Below are 17625 nucleotides of genomic sequence, written 5' to 3' on the forward strand. Positions count from 1 at the left end.
TATTACTCTAATCCAAAGAAGGTGTCTCTAATGAAAAAATGTATGTCCATGTTTCTATCATTCGTTCTGCTATCAGCTGTAATGGTTCCATTTGCTCATGCCGAAGAAGTTAATGCGGACAAGCAGTTGGAAGCTCCAAGCACGGAAGCGGCTGCGGAGAAGAAGCAGGAGGCTGCGCCAAGCACGAGCACAGATGAAGCAAATAATTCTACAGATAAGAAATCTGAAACAAGCAGTTCTGATGGAACAGCTGATAAGAAGTCTGAAACCCCAAGCCCTGAAGCTAAAGTGGTTAAGACATCAGAAGCTTATGATGATCTAAAAGCCCTTCCTCCAGATTTACAGGAAAAATTTAATTTCTTTATAAAAGCAGGGGCGCTTAGACCAGAAAAGGATGGCTGGTTTGGTGCGAATAGCCCAACCACGCGTGATGAATTCGTTCAAGTCGCCAAGGCTGCTTTATCACAAGCATCAGGTGAAGCGCTTACAGTTCCGGCATATATAGAGGCGTTCGAGTCATTGGGACTTACCAATACAGATGGTATGGCTATCGACTCGACTAATACAGTGTCGAGGCAGGATCTTGCCAAATTTATGATTTATGGACTAGGCAAGGCGAATGATGCAAGAAAGGTTACCCCTATCACGGACCAAAGCTACATGAATTTGGACAATGTACAAAAGGGAGCATCTAGATTCGTTACGCTTGCATTGCAGTTGAAGTTGGTCAAAAAAATTGCCGAAGATGGATATTACCATGGAGATAGTCTTGCTACTCGCAGGATGCTAGTCGAGTCCGCATACGAAGCTAAGAAAATTAATGCAGAAATTAAGAATAATAGTAAAATTTCCATTGTAGAGGCCAAAGCTGCTGGCGCTAGAAAAGCTAGCGTTACTATCAATAAAATGATTGATTCGGTAAAGTCCAACCAGATTAAACTAGTATTGAAGAGAGATGGCGGTGCTATCGATGGAGTTACAGAATGGTCGGCGGATAATAAAACAGCCACGATTACAACTCAACTAAAGTTGAAAAAAGGGAACTACACCATTGAGTTATCAGGGTTGGATGACGATAGCTTCGAAAAGAAGACAGCAGAGTTTGCAGCAGAGGATGAGCAGTTCAAAACAATAGAGTTTGTCAATAGCACAAACGTGCTTCCACAATCCAAGGTAACCGTTTACTTTAAACAGTTGAATCAGTACGGAGAAGAAACAGATCTAACTAGCCATAACTTCCAGGTTTCGAGCGGCTCTAGAACTACCCCGCAAAATGTTCCTGGCAAGCAAGCATTCAAATTGGATTTGAGTAAAGAAAAAAGAGACATGCCGGTCAACATTTCCATCTTTGATAGAACGAATAATTTGACGGTAAACAAGACATTTACAGTTGGAGATCCTGTAGTTGTTTCTAAGATTGAGATGGGCGATTTGAAGTTTAAAAATGAAAATAAATACTTTATGCCTGGAGATGTAGGCTATCTGGCATTCGCAGCATACGATCAATATGGCAATCGCATAGATGATATTGATGAATTGAACAGAGGAATGGTATTCCTGTACGATGGAGAGCAGTTGTTCGAAAAGAATAAAAATTATGTGTTCGTCGATTATGATGACGATGGTTTTATCGATCTGGAATTGAAGGCTTACCCCGATATAAAGAAAGATACGGCTTCTATATTTAAAATAATGGCGATAGGCTCTGGAGAGTCAGCTACGAAACCGATTACCGTTTTTACACCTAAACAACCTGCGAGTGTTACCATTAAAGAATATTCGAATACACTAGCGCGGAGTGATAAGAATAAAGTCATCGAATTGGAAGTCAGAGATTCAGATGGAATTCTCTTATCTGATGATCGCAAGCTGGAGTTATTTAAAGCGGGATTGCTAAAAGCGCGCAGCCACGGAGCCCTAAAGCTGGGGTCATCGGTTTCGGGCGAGTTGGGGGAATACCTGGAAAGCGGGCCTTCCAAAGGCAACATTGGAATATTGGAGGTAACAGGAACAGGGAAGGCGTCTGTTGAGGTTACTATTGCGGATGTAAACAAAACTACTAGAGCTGATTATGAGCTTAAGGAAGAACGGATACCACAAAAGCTAGACAAATTATCTAACGATCCTGCATTTATATATACACTCGTTCAAAAGAATAATGTGACACCCACATTCATGATAAAAGATCAATACGACGAAGAATATGTCATCGCAGATAGTCCCAAATATCAGGTGAGATATGAACTCAAGAGAACTGACGGCGATTTAGGGGCATTTACAGGAGTACATTCTCAAACCGCGTCGCTAGTTAACTTAACTGACGCTACTCCTTCAAAACGTGTTAAAATTTCAGACGCTTTCAGCAAGGGGATAAAGATAACTGCAACTGATAAAAAGCTGGGAAGTTATCAGTTGACAACTACACTGTTGAAAGTAGTGCCGGATTCTACTCAAGCAGATTATTCGAAATGGTCAATTGAAAGTGAAATGAATTCTATTACGCATAGATTTAAGTCCTACACGATGGCAGATCTTGATGAGGATTTGACATACGCTATTGATGGGGATACAAGCTTATTTGCCGTAGGTGCATATTTAGTTAAACAGGGTCTAAAGGTGAACAAGAAAACTGCTCCAAATAGTAAGATGGCAGATCAAGAAGATGCGGCAGACATCTTTGCAAATAGAGATGCACTCACTAAGACTATGGGTATTAAGGTTTACAACAAAGATGGCGTAGAAACTTCCGTGTCAGGGGTGTCGATTCTAAGTATGCAGATAGCTGACCCGAATATTGTAGCACTAAGTAAAACTTCGACAACTAAACTAGTAGGATTAAATCCGGGAACCACCACGGGTATCATTACTTTTAGTACCCCAAAGGGGGCGAAGGCTTTAAAAACAAGCTTTACTGTATGGACGTCTGATTTATCTTTTGGCGGAGAGCTAAAGGTGCCGACAGACAAGAAGAACACGAATATTGCAGCAAGCGACATTAATGGTAAATACATTTGGGATAGTAAGCTTCTTCAAAGCATTTCGGTTAATGATGACCTTGGAAATGCTTTCGTTAACAAGGCAACAGGGAGTGTCAGTGATGGTACATTTAAAAATAGTGAAAACTTAACACCATTCATGGGCCAATTAATAACACAGTTTCAAATTACCAATATTACTTATAAAGCGGGGACATTAGAGGCGAATAGGGATACCTTATATATGGATGATAGCTACAAGCTTGTCTTCAAACCCAAAAGCGGTAGTGATGCAAATCTGAGTAAAGTTAATATATCAAGCTTTACGATTACAGTGACGGCAGGGAACAAAACCGCTGTTAGCACGTTCACTATAAATAAATAGTCTCTCCACACTGTTGCTAGAGTGTACCCCTGTCACTTGGGAGGGCACTGAAAAGGTCCCTTGATACTAAAAAGGTACAGTTCCTCAAGAAAAGTTGAGGAAGCTGTACCTTTTTTCTGTATTATAAGACATCACATCACGAATCGGCAGAATCAACCTATAATCAGATCGTATTAACTAATTCCCTGCATCCAACCTCTTTGTATACTTAATATAAGATTGGAGGGCTGCATTTTGGCTAGAAAAAAATACGTTATATGTGGAGTCAGCACGCGGGTCAATGGCATGTTCATCAAGCCAATGCTGGAAACGTTTCAAGCTCACTGCGAGGTTGTAGGACTACTGGATGCGGACCCGAGCCGTTTTGCCAATTGTTTTAAAAAGTTTCCCGTATTAAACGGGTTGCCTGTATATATGCCGGATCAATTCGAACAGATGATTCGGGAAACGATGCCGGATGCCGTTATTGTAGCTGGGGCGGATCATACTCATGCTGACTACATTGTAAAAGCACTGGAGCACAACCTTGACGTTATATCGGAAAAGCCGATGGTAACGACCGGGGCTGATTGCAAAAGAGTGCTGGATGCTCAGAACAACAGCAAAGGTACGTTATATGTTGCATTTAATTACCGCTATGCGCCTGTACATACGAGGATTAAAGAATTGATTCTTGAAGGCCGGATCGGAAGGGTAACTTCTGTTGATTTGAACTGGTATCTCGATACTTACCACGGCGCAAGTTATTTCAAGCGATGGAATCGAAAAAGAAGCCAATCCGGAGGCTTGTCCGTCCATAAAAGTACACATCATATCGATCTAGTTAATTGGTGGATTGATCAAAAACCCGTTGAAGCTTTCGCATATGGGGCACTCAATTATTTTGGCCCTGAGGGTGAGCTCAACCCGCTCAAGGAAGATGGCAGATATTGCGGCACCTGTCGCGTCAAGCAGGATTGCAGCTATTTTATGAGATGGTCTACAAGAAGCAAAGAAACCATGCCTGATGACGATCATTTGACGGGAATAGAGGTCAGGCCAAGCGCATACACCGGATATAGAGCGGATGCCTGTATCTTCGATTCGGAGATTGATATTGAGGATACCTACTCGGCGGTAGTGAAATATGACAAAGGTGCGATGATGAGTTACTCGGTTAATTTTTCGTTACCTTATGAAGGCTATAGGCTGGCGATTAACGGTACCAAAGGGCGAATTGAAACTAAGGAAGTATTATCCAAGCGAGTTTCTCAGCAAGTTACCGAGCAGACGATAGATTATTTTCCTTTATTCGGCGGTAAAGAAACGATCCATGTAGTACCGCGACCTGGTGGGCATGGGGGAGGAGATCCTCTTCTGCTTGAGGATTTATTCCTCGGGGCGGACCCTAGACGAGCATACAGCATTCTGGCAGGGGCTGAAGCCGGCGCATGCTCTGTGTTGACAGGAGAAGCAATCTGGAAGTCTGTGCAGAGCAACCAACCTATTCGTATCCATGACCTGTTAGTTTCAGCGAACGCGAATATGGCTCAATGAATCAAAGGAGGAAATTAATAGAGTGTACGATAAATTTGAAAATGTAGGTATTGCCCACTTTGACGTAAAAAGCCAACTGCCAAGGTGGGTTTATGAATCGGCTATGCGTGCAGCTGAGAAAGGTGAGCAGGCACGCTCGGCTATTATGAATATCGAGGGCCTCAAGCAAAGGCAGCGGGAAATCCGCGAAGGAATTGAGACGTGTATTGGTGGTATACCGTCTTCGAGTACACCTATGAATCCGGGTATAACAGGAAAGGTAACAGGCAACGGCTTTCGCGTAGAGAAAATTGTTTTTGAGCCGAGACCGCAGGTTTATGCTACAGCCAATCTTTATATTCCTGATGGAGTCATAAGCAATCCACGAGGGGCTGTTCTGTTGTTGTGTGGGCACCGGGAACAGGCGAAGCATTGTGATGAATATCAGACCGTATGTCATTATATGGTACACAGCGGGCTGATAGTCATGTCTTTAGATCCGGTAGGCCAAGGCGAGCGTTTTGGGTTCTATGATCCGGCAACGAAAGAAGCCCCTATGACTAGCGTTACTGAGCATGAAAATGTTGGCCGCCAATGTATGCCATTGGGGGATAGCTTGGCACGTTATATGCTTCATGATGCGGTGCGGGCGATTGATTATTTATGCACCCGTCCTGAGGTTGATCCAGAGAAAATCGGAGTTTGCGGACATTCCGGCGGAGGCACTCAGACGTCGCTTGTTATGATGTACGATCAACGGATTGCAGCCGCAGCACCAGGCGGATTCATTATGAATCGGCCTTACTTTCTTCTTACAGGAAAAGCGCAGGATGCCGAGCAGAAATGGCCGGGTTTCTCGGAGCTTGGCTTTGACCACGAAGATATTGTAATGGCCATGGCTCCGCGTCCGGTAAGGATTCTCGCAACCACCTATGATTCCGTTCCTATCGAAGCTCCCAGACATACGGTTTCTATAAATCGCCGGTTTTGGGAGATGTACGGCAGAGGAGTGGATTTGGACATTTTCGAGGATGAAAATGTACATCGCTTCTCAGTGCCACTAGCTCGGGCTGCCGCTGAATTTTTTGCAAAGCATTTGCTCGGCTGCACCCAAGCACCTGCGGTCTCGGATACAGATATTAAGCTGATTCCTGCCGAGCAGCTAAAGTGTACAGCAAGCGGGCAAGTTATAGGAGAATTACCTCATGCCAAAAATACGCATATGGAAAATGTCGAGCGGTTGGCCGAGTTTGAGAAGCTGCGTCAAGCTTTGCCGGACAACGAACGGAAGCGTAAGTCCATAGATTGGCTGCGTAAACAAGTGGTTGCTGGCAGACAAGTATGTGACTTAAATCCTCGCCCTTCCGGCGGTGGAGAAATTAATAATTTATGGATTATCCGCAACATTTGGTGGAGCCAGCCGGGACTTTTAAATCATTGCCTGCAGTTTGTCGATTCCAAGCTTTGGGGTCAAAAGCTGCCGGTAACGATAGCCGTGTGGGATGGGGGCTCCAGTCAGCTTGACATTCACGCAAAATGGATTGAGGAAACATGCGCTGCCGGCCGAATTGCCATGGTCCTGAATCCTACAGGAATTGGTCCGCTTTTGCCGCATTTAAATGCTCCTACGGATAAACCGTTCAAACGATTCGGGATGATGGATAGGCATTCGGATGAATTGATGTGGCTGGGTGACAGTATGGCTGCGGTAAGAACGTATGATGTATTGCGTGCCATTGAGCTCGCGTCGAATATGAAAACTATCGATGCATCCGATATCAAGCTGTACGGAAGCGGTAAATATGCGGTATACGCGGGATTAGCGGCTCTGCTCGATAACCGGATACAAAATATTCGTATGGATAATCGTATGGGCAGCATCGCCGAGTGGATCAAGGAGCCATTTTATGATGAAACGGACTCTTTAAGCTTTATCATTCCGGGAATGCTCCGCTATTTTGATCTGACAGATGCAGACAAGTGGCTTGTCGAAGAAGGCAAGATGCAAGAGACAGTTGCGATGAAAAGTGATTATGCAGGGTAAAAAATGTTGAAATGAAGCGGAGATCTTGTATACGATGCCAGTGTTTTACTGAAGCAAGAATCAGAAAACGCCCACAAAGCTAGCTTTTATAAGGAAAGCTCTATAGTTAATGCTGACAATGTGTAAGTTTCGCTAAAGCTAAGCTCAGATGCTTACGCCGTGCAAGTTTTCCTACAGAAAACTTTAAGGAGGATACAAAAGATGACTACTATTGTAGCTATTTATACGGGGCAAGGGCTCTCGGAGCGGATTCAACCGATATTTCGTGAGGAGCTTCCGGGCTGCCGACTGGTAACCATTATTGATGACAGCCTGATAGCTGATGTAATTGGAGCGGGCAAGGTCACACCCGACGTAACGCGTCGCCTTGTTCAATACTACCGACATGCTGAAGAAATAGGAGCGGATGTTATTCTTAATACTTGCTCCTCGGTAGGCGAAGTTGCGGATTGGGCCATGCCTATGTTCAGAACGCCGATTATTAAAATCGATGAAGCGATGGCGCAGCTCGCAACCAAGAGGTTTGACAGGATCGGTGTGCTGGCGACACTTCCAACTACTTTGGAGCCAACTCGGCGTTTGCTGCAAAAAGAAGCTGAGCAGCAGGAGCGCAAGGTAGAGGTTTTGGATGCTTTAGCAGTTGGGGCTTATCAAGCTCTGGTAGCCGGTCATCCTGAGGAGCATGACCGCCTTATTCTGGAAGCGGCCAAGTCCATTGCGGTCCGGGCTGATGTGCTTGTACTGGCGCAAGGATCGATGGTCAGGATGGAGGAAGCATTAAAGCAGGCTACAGGACTTCCTGTGTACTCCAGCCCTCGTCTCGGAGTGCTTGCTGTGAAAGCGGCATTGGAGCAGCTAGGGAAGTAAGTGTGTTCACAACTTAGGCCTAAGTAATGGAGATGAGTACTGGATGAAGGATCAAGTAGTTGCAACCTATTGGCTCGAAACGGCATTCTCGTTGGAAAAAGCTAGTGAAATCATTGTAAGCGAGCAATCTACAGGAACATTTATGCCACTGCCAAATGAGACGGAAAGCTTGAAGCAGAGGCATCGGGCAAAAATTGTATCCATCGAGCCCCGGGAGATATCCCCCTTTCCGGCGCTTCCAGGAGCCAAGGTTCCAGCAGGAAATAAAGGCGAATACAAGCGCGGCATCGTTAAAATAGCTTTTCCATATGAAAATATAGGTCCATCCATTCCAAATTTGCTGGCAACGGTGGCGGGTAATTTATTCGAGCTGGAGGAGCTATCAGGACTCCGGCTGTTGGATTTGGAGCTCCCCCCTCAATTTCAAGAACGTTATGAGGGGCCCAGGTTCGGAATTTCCGGCACACGTGAGCTAACAGGAGTGTATAACCGTCCAATAATAGGCACCATTATTAAACCGAATATTGGCTTGAGCACCGATGAATTAAGATTGATAGTAAGGGAACTGGCTACGTCAGGTATTGATTTTATCAAGGATGATGAGGTTAATGGCAATGCTCCCTATGCTCCTATAGCTGAGCGAATCAAGGCAGCTATGGAGGAAATCGAAAGGGCTGCAGATCGTACAGGTAAAAAAACGATGTACGCCTTCAACATTACAGATGATATCGATCCGATGCTGCGTCATCTTGAAACGGTCATCAAGCATGGCGGGAATTGCGTAATGGTTAGCATAAACAGCATAGGCTTTGCCGGATTGGCTCATTTAAGGAAGCAAGCTCCGGTATGTATCCATGGGCATCGCAACCAATGGGGAATGATGTCCCGCTATCCGTACCTGGGCATGTCATTCACTGCATATCAGAAGCTGTGCCGCTTAAGCGGTGTGGATCATATGCATGTCAACGGTCTAAATAATAAGTTTCACGAGAGCAACGCTTCAGTTATTTCAGGGGTACGGGAATGCTTGACTCCCATCTTTAAAGAAGCGGATACCGTTGTTCCTGTGTTATCCTCCAAGCAATGGGCTGGGGCTGCTCCGGATACATATCGAACGCTGCAAACCATGGACTTGATGAATATTGCAGGCGGTGGCATTCACGGACATCCAGGTGGACCGGGGGCTGGCTTTCGAAGTCTTGTACAAGGCTGGGAGGCTGCGATGGCTGGAATTCCATTGGATGAGTACGCTCTTTCGCGCGTTGAATTGAAGCAGGCTTTGGATACGTTCAGTTAAGTATAAATATAAGCTGCAAGCAGGGAAGAGACCAGCAGCTTACGGAGGAAAACACGAATGCGTATCTGTTATTATGGAGATGATTTTACAGGCTCAACGGATGTTCTTGAGGCGCTGACGACTGGTGGTCTTCGTATTATTTTATTTATGGAGGTCCCTGATCCGGCGATGTGGCATAAGAAGTTTGCCCATTATGACGGCTTTGGTGTTGCAGGCGTGAGCCGAACTCTGGGACCAGAGGAAATGGACCGTAAGCTGCGGCCACAGCTTCAGGCACTTCGTGAATTCAAGGCCGACATTACCCATTATAAAGTATGCTCCACCTTCGATTCATCCCCAATAACGGGCAGCATCGGTAAAGTGATCGATATAGGCTCGGAGCTGTTTCAAGAGCAGCGGTACACTCCTGTTGTGGCAGGATGTCCTTTACTGAAGCGTTATACGGTGTTTGGGAATCATTTTACGGCAATGGGTGGGGATGGCGGTACCGTTCGATTGGATCGGCATCCTAATATGAGCAAGCATCCTATTACTCCTATGAATGAAGCAGATCTAAGGGTTCATCTTGCGAAACAAACCAACAAGTCTATTGGGCTAGTAAATGTGCTGGATTTGGATTTAAATCCCTTATTATTGCAGCAGCGCTATAAGCAGCTAATCGAGAGTAAACCGGATATTTTGCTATTCGATGTATTGACCCCAAACCACCTCACTCAAATCGGAAGCTTGCTGATGCAAGAAAGCGATGCCAGCCCATTGTTTGTAGTAGGGTCTTCAGGTGTGGAATATGCACTTGTCTCTTATTGGCAGCAAAATGGATTGCTTCCAACAGAGCTGCCCAATATGAAGGCAGAGGCGGTTGATCGTATTCTCGTAGTGTCCGGCAGCTGTTCTCCAGTAACGCAAGCTCAGATCGAATGGTCGCTGGCTCATGGCTATGCGGGAATTCGGGTATCCGAGGAGTTCTTGTTTGATGAGGAGATTAAGGGGATTTCAGCTTTGCTGGAGCAAGCGGAAAAGCTGCTTCGTGTTGGAAAAAATGTAATTCTATATACAGCCTTAGGGCCAAATGATATGTCGATTGGACATGTACAGCAGAGATTGAAGGATGAAGAGCGTGAAACAGCTGCAAGTGGACTAATGATTGGCGAGCGATTAGGTGAGATGACCAAGCAGTTGATTTTGAAGACAGGTCTAAAGCGTGTTGTTTTCGCAGGGGGAGATACGTCTGGCTTTGCAATAAGCAAGCTGGATAGCTACGCCTTAGAGATGATCGCTCCGATTGTTCCTGGAGGGCCTCTTTGCAGGATGTTTTCGAAGGATGAACGGTTGGATGGCTTGGAGATTGTGTTAAAAGGCGGTCAGGTTGGACCGTCACATTTTTTTGAGCAGGTGCGGACAGGGAGAGCTTGAGATTTCAAGGATACAAGATGATGGGTGCAGTCTTCGATTGATTTGGAAGGGAAAGGCGATAATGTAAATGAACATATACCAATTGAAAAAAAGCTTCGCTCAAGCGAATCCGCGTTTTGGGCCGGTCCCCTTCTGGTGGTGGAGTGCCGAGGAAGTGACGGAAGAACGGATTCGTTGGCAAATGCAAAAGTTCCGTGATGGCGGCTTACGCAATATTGGTATTATCAACTTGGCACCTACGGGTCCCCAGTACGGTTCTGTAAGTGACCGTCCTGTGTATGCCAGTGAGGATTGGTGGTGCATGTTCGAGGTTGCTTTGCGTGAAGCAGAGCGGCTCGGCATGTATCTTTGGTTTTATGACCAAATTGGGTTCTCCGGATCGAATATGCCGGCTCGTATCGTCACGGAGTCACCGGATATGGCAGGTTACCAGCTTCGCAGATTTTTGCCTGAGGAAGAGCTTCCCGAGTCGTCAGTGGTCCTCTTTGCAACAAACGAGCATACATACGCTTCTGTCCGGCAGGGCTTCAATTGGCTGGATCCCCGTGCCACAGGGCAACTGCTTGACCGGGTTCATGGCGAAATAGAGCGGCGCTTTCCTCACGATCTAGGCAAAACAATAGCAGGAAGCTTTCAAGATGAGCTTCCACCGCTTCCATTATGGACCCCTGAATTGTCCGCTCAATATAGGGAGCGCTTTCAGGAGGAGCTGGCTCCACATCTGCCAGCATTGTTCGATCCATTGCCCGGCTCGGAGCAGGTGCGGCGCCGGGTATACCGACTCGCGGCTGAGCTAGCCGAGCAATCTTTTTTTATACCGCTTGGCGAATGGCATCGCGAGCGGGGAATGCTTATTTGCTGCGATCAGGCTGGACCGGCGAGAAGAGCCGATCCTAATGGGGCGCAGCGGATCTATTTGGACTATTTCAGGACTCATCGCTGGTATAATGCTCCGGGAACCGATATGGATGGGGAGATCAAGCCCCACTCTTCGATGGTTCATTTGCACGGGGGCTCGCGGGTGTTTTTGGAATCATTCCATTCCAGCGGTTGGGGCGGGACATTGGAAGAAACGATGCATTGGCTGCTTCCCTGGTTCCAAGCGGGTGCTACGGTATACAGTCCGCACGCTGTCTATTACAGCACAAGAGGCGGCTGGTGGGAATGGGCACCGCCGGATACGGGATGGCGTCAGCCTTATTTTGAGCATTACCCGGTTTTTGCGGATACGATTAGCCGCGCCTGCTTTTTGCTGAGCGAGGGATCTCATGTATGCGATGTAGCCGTCCATTACCCGTCGTATGCAGTATGCGGGTATTTGTCTTTGTCCGATGGCAAAGTTAACGAGCATCCAATGGGTGTAGCGAATCGGGAATCACATGAGCGAGTAACGCATATTCAAAGCGTTTACCGTAACATTACCGGCAGCTCGAATCGGCGCTCGCAAAAACAGCTTGGTGTGCTTCGGCAGGCCCAGATTGATTTTGATATAACAGATGACAGCGCTTTGCATAAATCGGAACTGGAAGGTTCTAAGCTAAAAATCGCAGATGAGCGCTTTTCCGTGCTGCTCTTATGTGGAACGACGGTCATGGATGAAGAGGCTCGAACGCGTATTGAAGCTTGGCTAAACCAGGGTGGTTCTGTTATTGCCGTTAATGTGCCGGAAGAGGAGCGGGACTTAGCCCACGCCATTTACGTGGATACCGCAGAGGAGGCGGCTGCATGGATAGAAGCTCGGATCCCCAAAAGAGTGGATGGACCGGGTGAGTCACTGTGCCGAAAAACGGAGGATACCGATGTTTTCCTGCTGCTTCCTGCGAAGGGCACTTTATTATCTATGCATCAACCAGCGACTCCTCAAACCATTTTACCAGCCTCAGCTGTATATCGTTTAAGAACAACTCGCACCCCCCAATATTGGGATCCGGTACATGGAAACACGGAGCCTATCGCATATAAGCGTGAAGGTGAGTGGATAGAGGTTGAGGTACCTTTTGCATCGTGGCCTGGTGCTTTGATCGTCTGTGTGGATGAAGATGACCTTGGAGGAGCAGAGAAAGTAATAGCCAAGCTCGAAGACCAGCCTGCTCGCTTGTTTCCGGCAGTAGTCCGTCAATCCGGTACGGAGGACGACTCTGAGCAAACGATAGTACTTCCCGAAAAAGGCTGGCAAATCCGTGCAGAATCAACATTGGACAATCGGTATGGGGACTTTGATTTACATGGAGATACAAGTCAGTTTATGCCGATAGAACGCCGCAGTATGAGTGTCCGTGTTGAAAGTGAGCTTACCGACGGAGAGAAGGAAGGCTGGCATAAGCCGGAAATTGACGAATCTGAATGGCTAACAAGATTATGGAGCGAATCGACCTATTGGCTAATTTGTGAAGGAGAACAATACGAAGAATCCCGTTCCAATCCCAAAGTGTACAGCAACGTATTCGGGGATCTTACTATGCGTTCCTGGGCAGGACGAATGGGACGCGTTCCACGCAGGTTTCTCAATCTGGGCAGCTTTAAAAAGAGGGAGCTTGTGTGGGCAAAAACTTACGTATCTGCCCCCAAGGGAGGGAGCTATTGGATCCGGACTGAAAGCAACGCCAATGTTACCGGATCGATAAACGGTCAGGAGATTGAATGGATTGGAGGACCGGAGGAGCGTACAGCTTGGATTGAATTGTGGGAAGGGAGCAATGAGCTGCTGTTAAGGTTTGAGGCTATTGGCAATGGCTTAATGCGAGCAGGCGTTGAAGTGAATAGCTTGGCACATCCACAGCTTCCCAAATGGCTCTTTACCCGGCAGCCGAATCCGCAATCAAGCTTGAGCAAGACTATCAATTGTCCTTCCGAGCAACCATACAAGAGGGTTCGAATTGTGTTTGCCGCCCGTGGTCGGGCTATCCTGTACGTGAACGGAATCAAGGTAACGGAGCACGGTGATTTCAACCCGTATATCCGGCAGGGGCAGGAAGAAGTGGACATTACGGCTATGTGGCGGTATGGCGTTAACGAAATCAGATTTGCGCTGCCGGAGGGCAAGGGGGAGGTGTTTGCAGACGGACTGATTGAGCTGCTTAATGGGCAGTCCATTTCCTTCTGCACCGGAAGTGACTGGTCGGATGAGCAGGGAGGTATTCCTGGAATTCATCATTTTTCCATCCTTCAATTTGCTGAGACCGAATCGTTATGGATTTCTGCCAGACCACATCCTCTTCCGCAGGTAGGTTGGTTGATGCCGGATTCTGTGCCTGATCCATTGCCGCTGTCATTTTCGGCTGAACCTGCTTCTCTCGGCAGACCAGTCTGGCTCCGTTTTCCGATGCCTGTTGGTTCTACGAGGCTGCATATTCAATGCGCAGGTGAGATGCGTGTCTGGATCAATGGCTCTGAAGCAGCAGCCAAAGGGGGCAGTGCCGAATTTGCTCCACAACCGGCTGGAGCCATAGCGGCTGTAAGAATAGTGCCGAACGGGCCCTATTCGGAAGCGGCAGTTCTGCTCGCGCCGATCCGCTTCGAGGCGGTTCCGGCAGAAGGGGCATTAGGCGATTGGCGGACAGCTCTATGTTTGCCACATCATGGTGGAGCCGTCGAATATGAGACGGATTTCGAGGTATCGGCATCGACCAGGTCTGGCGCCGAGCTTGAATTGGGTCATGTGCGTGGGACCGCAGAAGCATGGGTCGATGCTAAGCCGTTAGGCGTGAGGCTGTGGAGACCTTATCGTTTCGCACTCCCTGACTTGCCGGAAGGGAAGCACAGTCTTCGAATTCGCGTGACTAATACATTAGGCACATACTATGAAGTCGGCAGACCCACTAGTCTTGTTGGCGGCAATACGGATGTGACCTACTGGAACCAAGGGCGACATGAGGAGGAACAAGACTGGGAGCAATGGTTCCCAAGCGGAGGTTTATACGGGCCTGTTCGTATTGTGGCTGGTAGTCAGGATTAAATCAGCTGTATTCTGGAATCAGTTGGTAGTTTTTAGTGCCAGCCTTCTGCTTAAAAGCTGATCCCAATTATATGGCAGCAGATGGCAGCACGAACTGGAAAACATCCCGCTAATTTTTGTCTTCAGTACCATTTAGGAGCATCTTACTGGAAAAACTACCTCTAATTTGTGTGAAAACACCTCTAAGTGGTGAAAGCTGCCAAATTAGCTCCTGAAAATCCAGCTAGATGTGACAGGTGGGTAAAACTAATCAGATTAGCGGGAGTTTTTCCAGTTAGTTCCAATCCATGTGCCATCATATGTGATCCTTGCACATGCGTTAATGGCTGCATGTGCCAGATCACTTTTATCCTAATCTGTAGGAGGCTTGAAATGAGCATTTTACTTCGCGGCATCACATGGAATCACACAAGGGGATATCTTCCCATGGTAGCCACATCGCAGCGGTACTCGGAGCTGTTCCCGAACGTGACGATTCAGTGGGACAAACGATCCTTGCAGGAATTCGCAGATTTACCGATTCAAGCACTAATTGATCAATATGATTTACTTGTCATTGATCATCCTTGGGCGGGCTATGCAGCAGATTCCCGTGTGCTTCTACCGTTAAATGAGTACTTGCCTGAGGATTACATGCGCGATCAGGCTGCAAATTCCGTCGGAGGATCTCATGCGAGCTATCAATTCGACGGCAGTCAAACTGCGCTGGCCATTGACGCTGCAACGCCGGTTGCTTCATGGCGGGACGATCTTTTGCAGCAGCAAGGGCTGGAGCTTCCTGCGAATTGGGATCAATTGCTTCAACTGGCTGGTAAGGGAGTCGTTGCTTTCCCGGCTATTCCGATTGATAGCCTTATGAATTTCTATATGTTCTGCTTAGCCAATGGGGAAGAACCATTCATAAGCAGAGAAGAGGTAGTTTCGAGCGAAATCGGACATGCTGCATTGGAAGCGCTGCGGGAGCTGGCGTCACTTTGCAGTGCGGATATTTTCAGATGGAATCCAATTGCCGTATATGAAGCCATGGCGCAGCAGGAACATGTAGCCTATTGTCCTTTTGCCTATGGATATTCCAACTATGGACGTGCGGGTTATGGCAAGCATAGACTGTCCTTTGGCGGGTTGGTTGCATATAAGGATAATGGCCCTCTGCGTTCAACGCTTGGAGGTACTGGCCTTGCCGTATCAGCATCCAGTAAGTACAAATCGGAGGCACTGGGCTATGCCGAGTTTGCTGCATCCCCTGAGATTCAGAAAACATTGTATACAGCAAGCGGAGGCCAACCGGGGCATAGAAAAGCATGGACGGATGAAGACAATAATCGCCAGTCCGGGCAGTATTTTGCGAATACACTATCGACTCTGGACCAAGCTTATGTAAGACCGAGGTATAACGGCTATTTGCATTTTCAGGATCATGCCGGAGATTACGTTCGCGACTATATGATGCACGGTGGCGATCACAAGCTTATTCTGGAGCAGATGAACCGCTTGTATCGCGAGTCCTTAAATACCAAATAGAATCAAATGAGAAATCACAAAGGAGCGACACCTATGACAGCAGCGGGCTTCAGACCTTTAGAGGGCTTGCTTGTGCTTGATTTTGCCCAATTTTTATCAGGCCCTTCCGCGGCATTAAGGCTGGCGGATCTCGGAGCAAGAGTTATTAAGGTAGAACGACCAGATGGCGGTGACCTATGCCGGAGCTTGTATATTTCCAACATGGAGCTGGATGGGGATAGCACCTTGTTTCATTCCATCAATCGGAATAAAGAGAGTGTTTCAGCCAATTTGAAAAATCCTGAGGATCTTAAGCTGATCCGCGCTTTGATAGAAAAAGCCGACGTGATGATCCAAAATTTCCGTCCAGGCGTGATCGAAAGGATGGGGCTGCATTATGAAGCCGTTCGTGAATGGAATCCGCGTCTTGTCTATGGGGAAATTACGGGTTATGGAAAAACAGGTCCATGGAACGGCAAGCCGGGACAGGATTTATTGGTCCAATCGCTCTCGGGATTAACTTGGCTTAATGGAGATGCGAATCAGCCGCCTGTTCCTTTTGGGCTATCTATTGCGGATATGTTTGCAGGCGCTCATTTGGTGCAGGGCATTCTTGCTTGCCTAGTAAGGCGTGGGTTGAAGGGAATCGGTGGGCATGTAGAGGTAAGCCTGTTGGAATCGATTCTCGATTTTCAATTCGAGGTGCTTACCACTCACATGAACGATGGTGGCAAGCTGCCTGAGCGAAGCACGGTAAACAATGCCAACGCCTACTTAGGGGCACCGTATGGTATTTATCAAACTGCTGACGGTTATCTTGCTTTGGCAATGGGATCTGTCATCAAATTAGGACAATTGCTGGAATGCGCCGCACTGGGTTCTTTTCATGAGCCTTCCACATGGTTCTCGCGCAGAGATGAGATTAAGGGGATTCTAAGAGATCATCTAAAAAGCCAGTCGACAGCCTATTGGATAGCCCGGCTGGAACCTGCTGATTATTGGTGTGCCGAAGTGCTGGATTGGAAGCAGCTATTGGAACATGAGGCATTCCGGGCTTTGAACATGACTCAGCAAACGGTGAACGGCAGTGGGGCCGCGCTTACAACGACACGTTGTCCTATACGCATTGATGGCGGCTTGCTTACTTCTGCTGTAGGAGCGCCAAAAATCGGGGAGCACAATGATAAAATCAAGGCGGAGGTATTAAACGCATGATTCGATCGCAGTTTTTTGAGCAATATGAGCTTGAGTCAGCTCGGGAGTCTTTTGGCCGAACCATAACAGAAACAGACATCGTGATGCATGCGGGGCAGACGGGTGACTTTTATCCGCATCATATGGACGCAGAGTGGTGCAAGGAACAGGACTTTGGCCAGCGAATTGCACATGGCACGTTGATTTTTAGCGTGGCTGTTGGGATGACGGCGGCAGAGGTGAATCCCGAGGCATTTTCGTACGGTTATGACCGATTGAGATTTGTAAAGCCTGTCTTTATCGGGGATACAATTAAAGTCCGTGCGACTATTCATGAAAAGAAGGATCATCCTAAACGTCAGGAATTCGGTATCGTAAGCGAGCGATGTGAAGCATTTAATCAACGTGGTGAAACCGTATTGGTGTGCGACCATTTACTAATGGTAAGAAAACAACAGCAGACCTAAAGTTAGCGAGCCG

General features: G+C 47.3%; 10 protein-coding genes. All 10 read left to right on the plus strand.

Annotated features, from left to right (window positions below; genetic code table 11):
- Positions 1 to 30 precede the first annotated feature (30 nt).
- The 10 genes from NV381_RS08680 (at position 31) to NV381_RS08725 (ending at position 17612) form a co-directional block, all read left to right on the plus strand.
- A complete protein-coding gene (locus NV381_RS08680; RefSeq protein ID WP_258212877.1) occupies positions 31 to 3360 on the plus strand; it encodes a hypothetical protein in 3330 nt (1109 codons plus the stop codon).
- A gap of 234 nt (positions 3361 to 3594) precedes the next feature.
- Positions 3595 to 4896 (plus strand): Gfo/Idh/MocA family oxidoreductase, encoded by a 1302-nt coding sequence (locus NV381_RS08685; protein ID WP_258212878.1) that lies wholly within the window; start codon positions 3595 to 3597, stop codon positions 4894 to 4896.
- A 22-nt stretch (positions 4897 to 4918) separates the two neighbouring features.
- On the plus strand, positions 4919 to 6919 hold the full coding sequence (locus NV381_RS08690) for an alpha/beta hydrolase family protein (protein ID WP_258212879.1): 2001 nt from the start codon (positions 4919 to 4921) through the stop codon (positions 6917 to 6919).
- Between the two features lie 201 nt (positions 6920 to 7120).
- Entirely contained in the window at positions 7121 to 7786 is a 666-nt protein-coding gene (locus NV381_RS08695) for an aspartate/glutamate racemase family protein (RefSeq protein ID WP_258212880.1), read from the plus strand.
- A gap of 43 nt (positions 7787 to 7829) precedes the next feature.
- Complete coding sequence (locus NV381_RS08700) at positions 7830 to 9083, plus strand: ribulose-bisphosphate carboxylase large subunit family protein (RefSeq protein WP_258212881.1); 1254 nt, start codon at positions 7830 to 7832, stop codon at positions 9081 to 9083.
- Positions 9084 to 9140: 57 nt separating this feature from the next.
- Positions 9141 to 10496: a four-carbon acid sugar kinase family protein gene (locus NV381_RS08705; protein WP_258212882.1), complete on the plus strand. Its 1356-nt coding sequence runs from the start codon at positions 9141 to 9143 to the stop codon at positions 10494 to 10496.
- 67 nt (positions 10497 to 10563) lie between these two features.
- A complete protein-coding gene (locus NV381_RS08710; RefSeq protein ID WP_258212883.1) occupies positions 10564 to 14451 on the plus strand; it encodes a hypothetical protein in 3888 nt (1295 codons plus the stop codon).
- A 372-nt stretch (positions 14452 to 14823) separates the two neighbouring features.
- A complete protein-coding gene (locus NV381_RS08715) occupies positions 14824 to 15972 on the plus strand; it encodes an ABC transporter substrate-binding protein (protein WP_258212884.1) in 1149 nt (382 codons plus the stop codon).
- 33 nt (positions 15973 to 16005) lie between these two features.
- Positions 16006 to 17166 carry a CaiB/BaiF CoA transferase family protein gene (locus NV381_RS08720; protein WP_258212885.1) on the plus strand — a complete coding sequence of 387 codons (1161 nt, stop codon included), beginning with the start codon at positions 16006 to 16008 and terminating at the stop codon, positions 17164 to 17166.
- Positions 17163 to 17612 (plus strand): MaoC/PaaZ C-terminal domain-containing protein, encoded by a 450-nt coding sequence (locus NV381_RS08725; protein ID WP_258212886.1) that lies wholly within the window; start codon positions 17163 to 17165, stop codon positions 17610 to 17612. The genes NV381_RS08720 and NV381_RS08725 overlap by 4 nt, the downstream gene beginning before the upstream one ends.
- Positions 17613 to 17625 lie beyond the last annotated feature (13 nt).

The organism is Paenibacillus radicis (ex Xue et al. 2023) (assembly GCF_024722015.1).
GTDB lineage: Bacteria > Bacillota > Bacilli > Paenibacillales > NBRC-103111 > Paenibacillus_S.

Bases quoted from the DNA above. Each gene is read 5' to 3' on its own strand.
- NV381_RS08680 (WP_258212877.1), top strand. From the start codon at position 31: ATGAAAAAATGTATGTCCATGTTTCTATCATTCGTTCTGCTATCAGCT.
- NV381_RS08725 (WP_258212886.1), top strand. From the start codon at position 17,163: ATGATTCGATCGCAGTTTTTTGAGCAATATGAGCTTGAGTCAGCTCGG.
- NV381_RS08720 (WP_258212885.1), top strand. From the start codon at position 16,006: ATGACAGCAGCGGGCTTCAGACCTTTAGAGGGCTTGCTTGTGCTTGAT.
- NV381_RS08695 (WP_258212880.1), top strand. From the start codon at position 7,121: ATGACTACTATTGTAGCTATTTATACGGGGCAAGGGCTCTCGGAGCGG.
- NV381_RS08710 (WP_258212883.1), top strand. From the start codon at position 10,564: ATGAACATATACCAATTGAAAAAAAGCTTCGCTCAAGCGAATCCGCGT.
- NV381_RS08705 (WP_258212882.1), top strand. From the start codon at position 9,141: ATGCGTATCTGTTATTATGGAGATGATTTTACAGGCTCAACGGATGTT.
- NV381_RS08700 (WP_258212881.1), top strand. From the start codon at position 7,830: ATGAAGGATCAAGTAGTTGCAACCTATTGGCTCGAAACGGCATTCTCG.
- NV381_RS08715 (WP_258212884.1), top strand. From the start codon at position 14,824: ATGAGCATTTTACTTCGCGGCATCACATGGAATCACACAAGGGGATAT.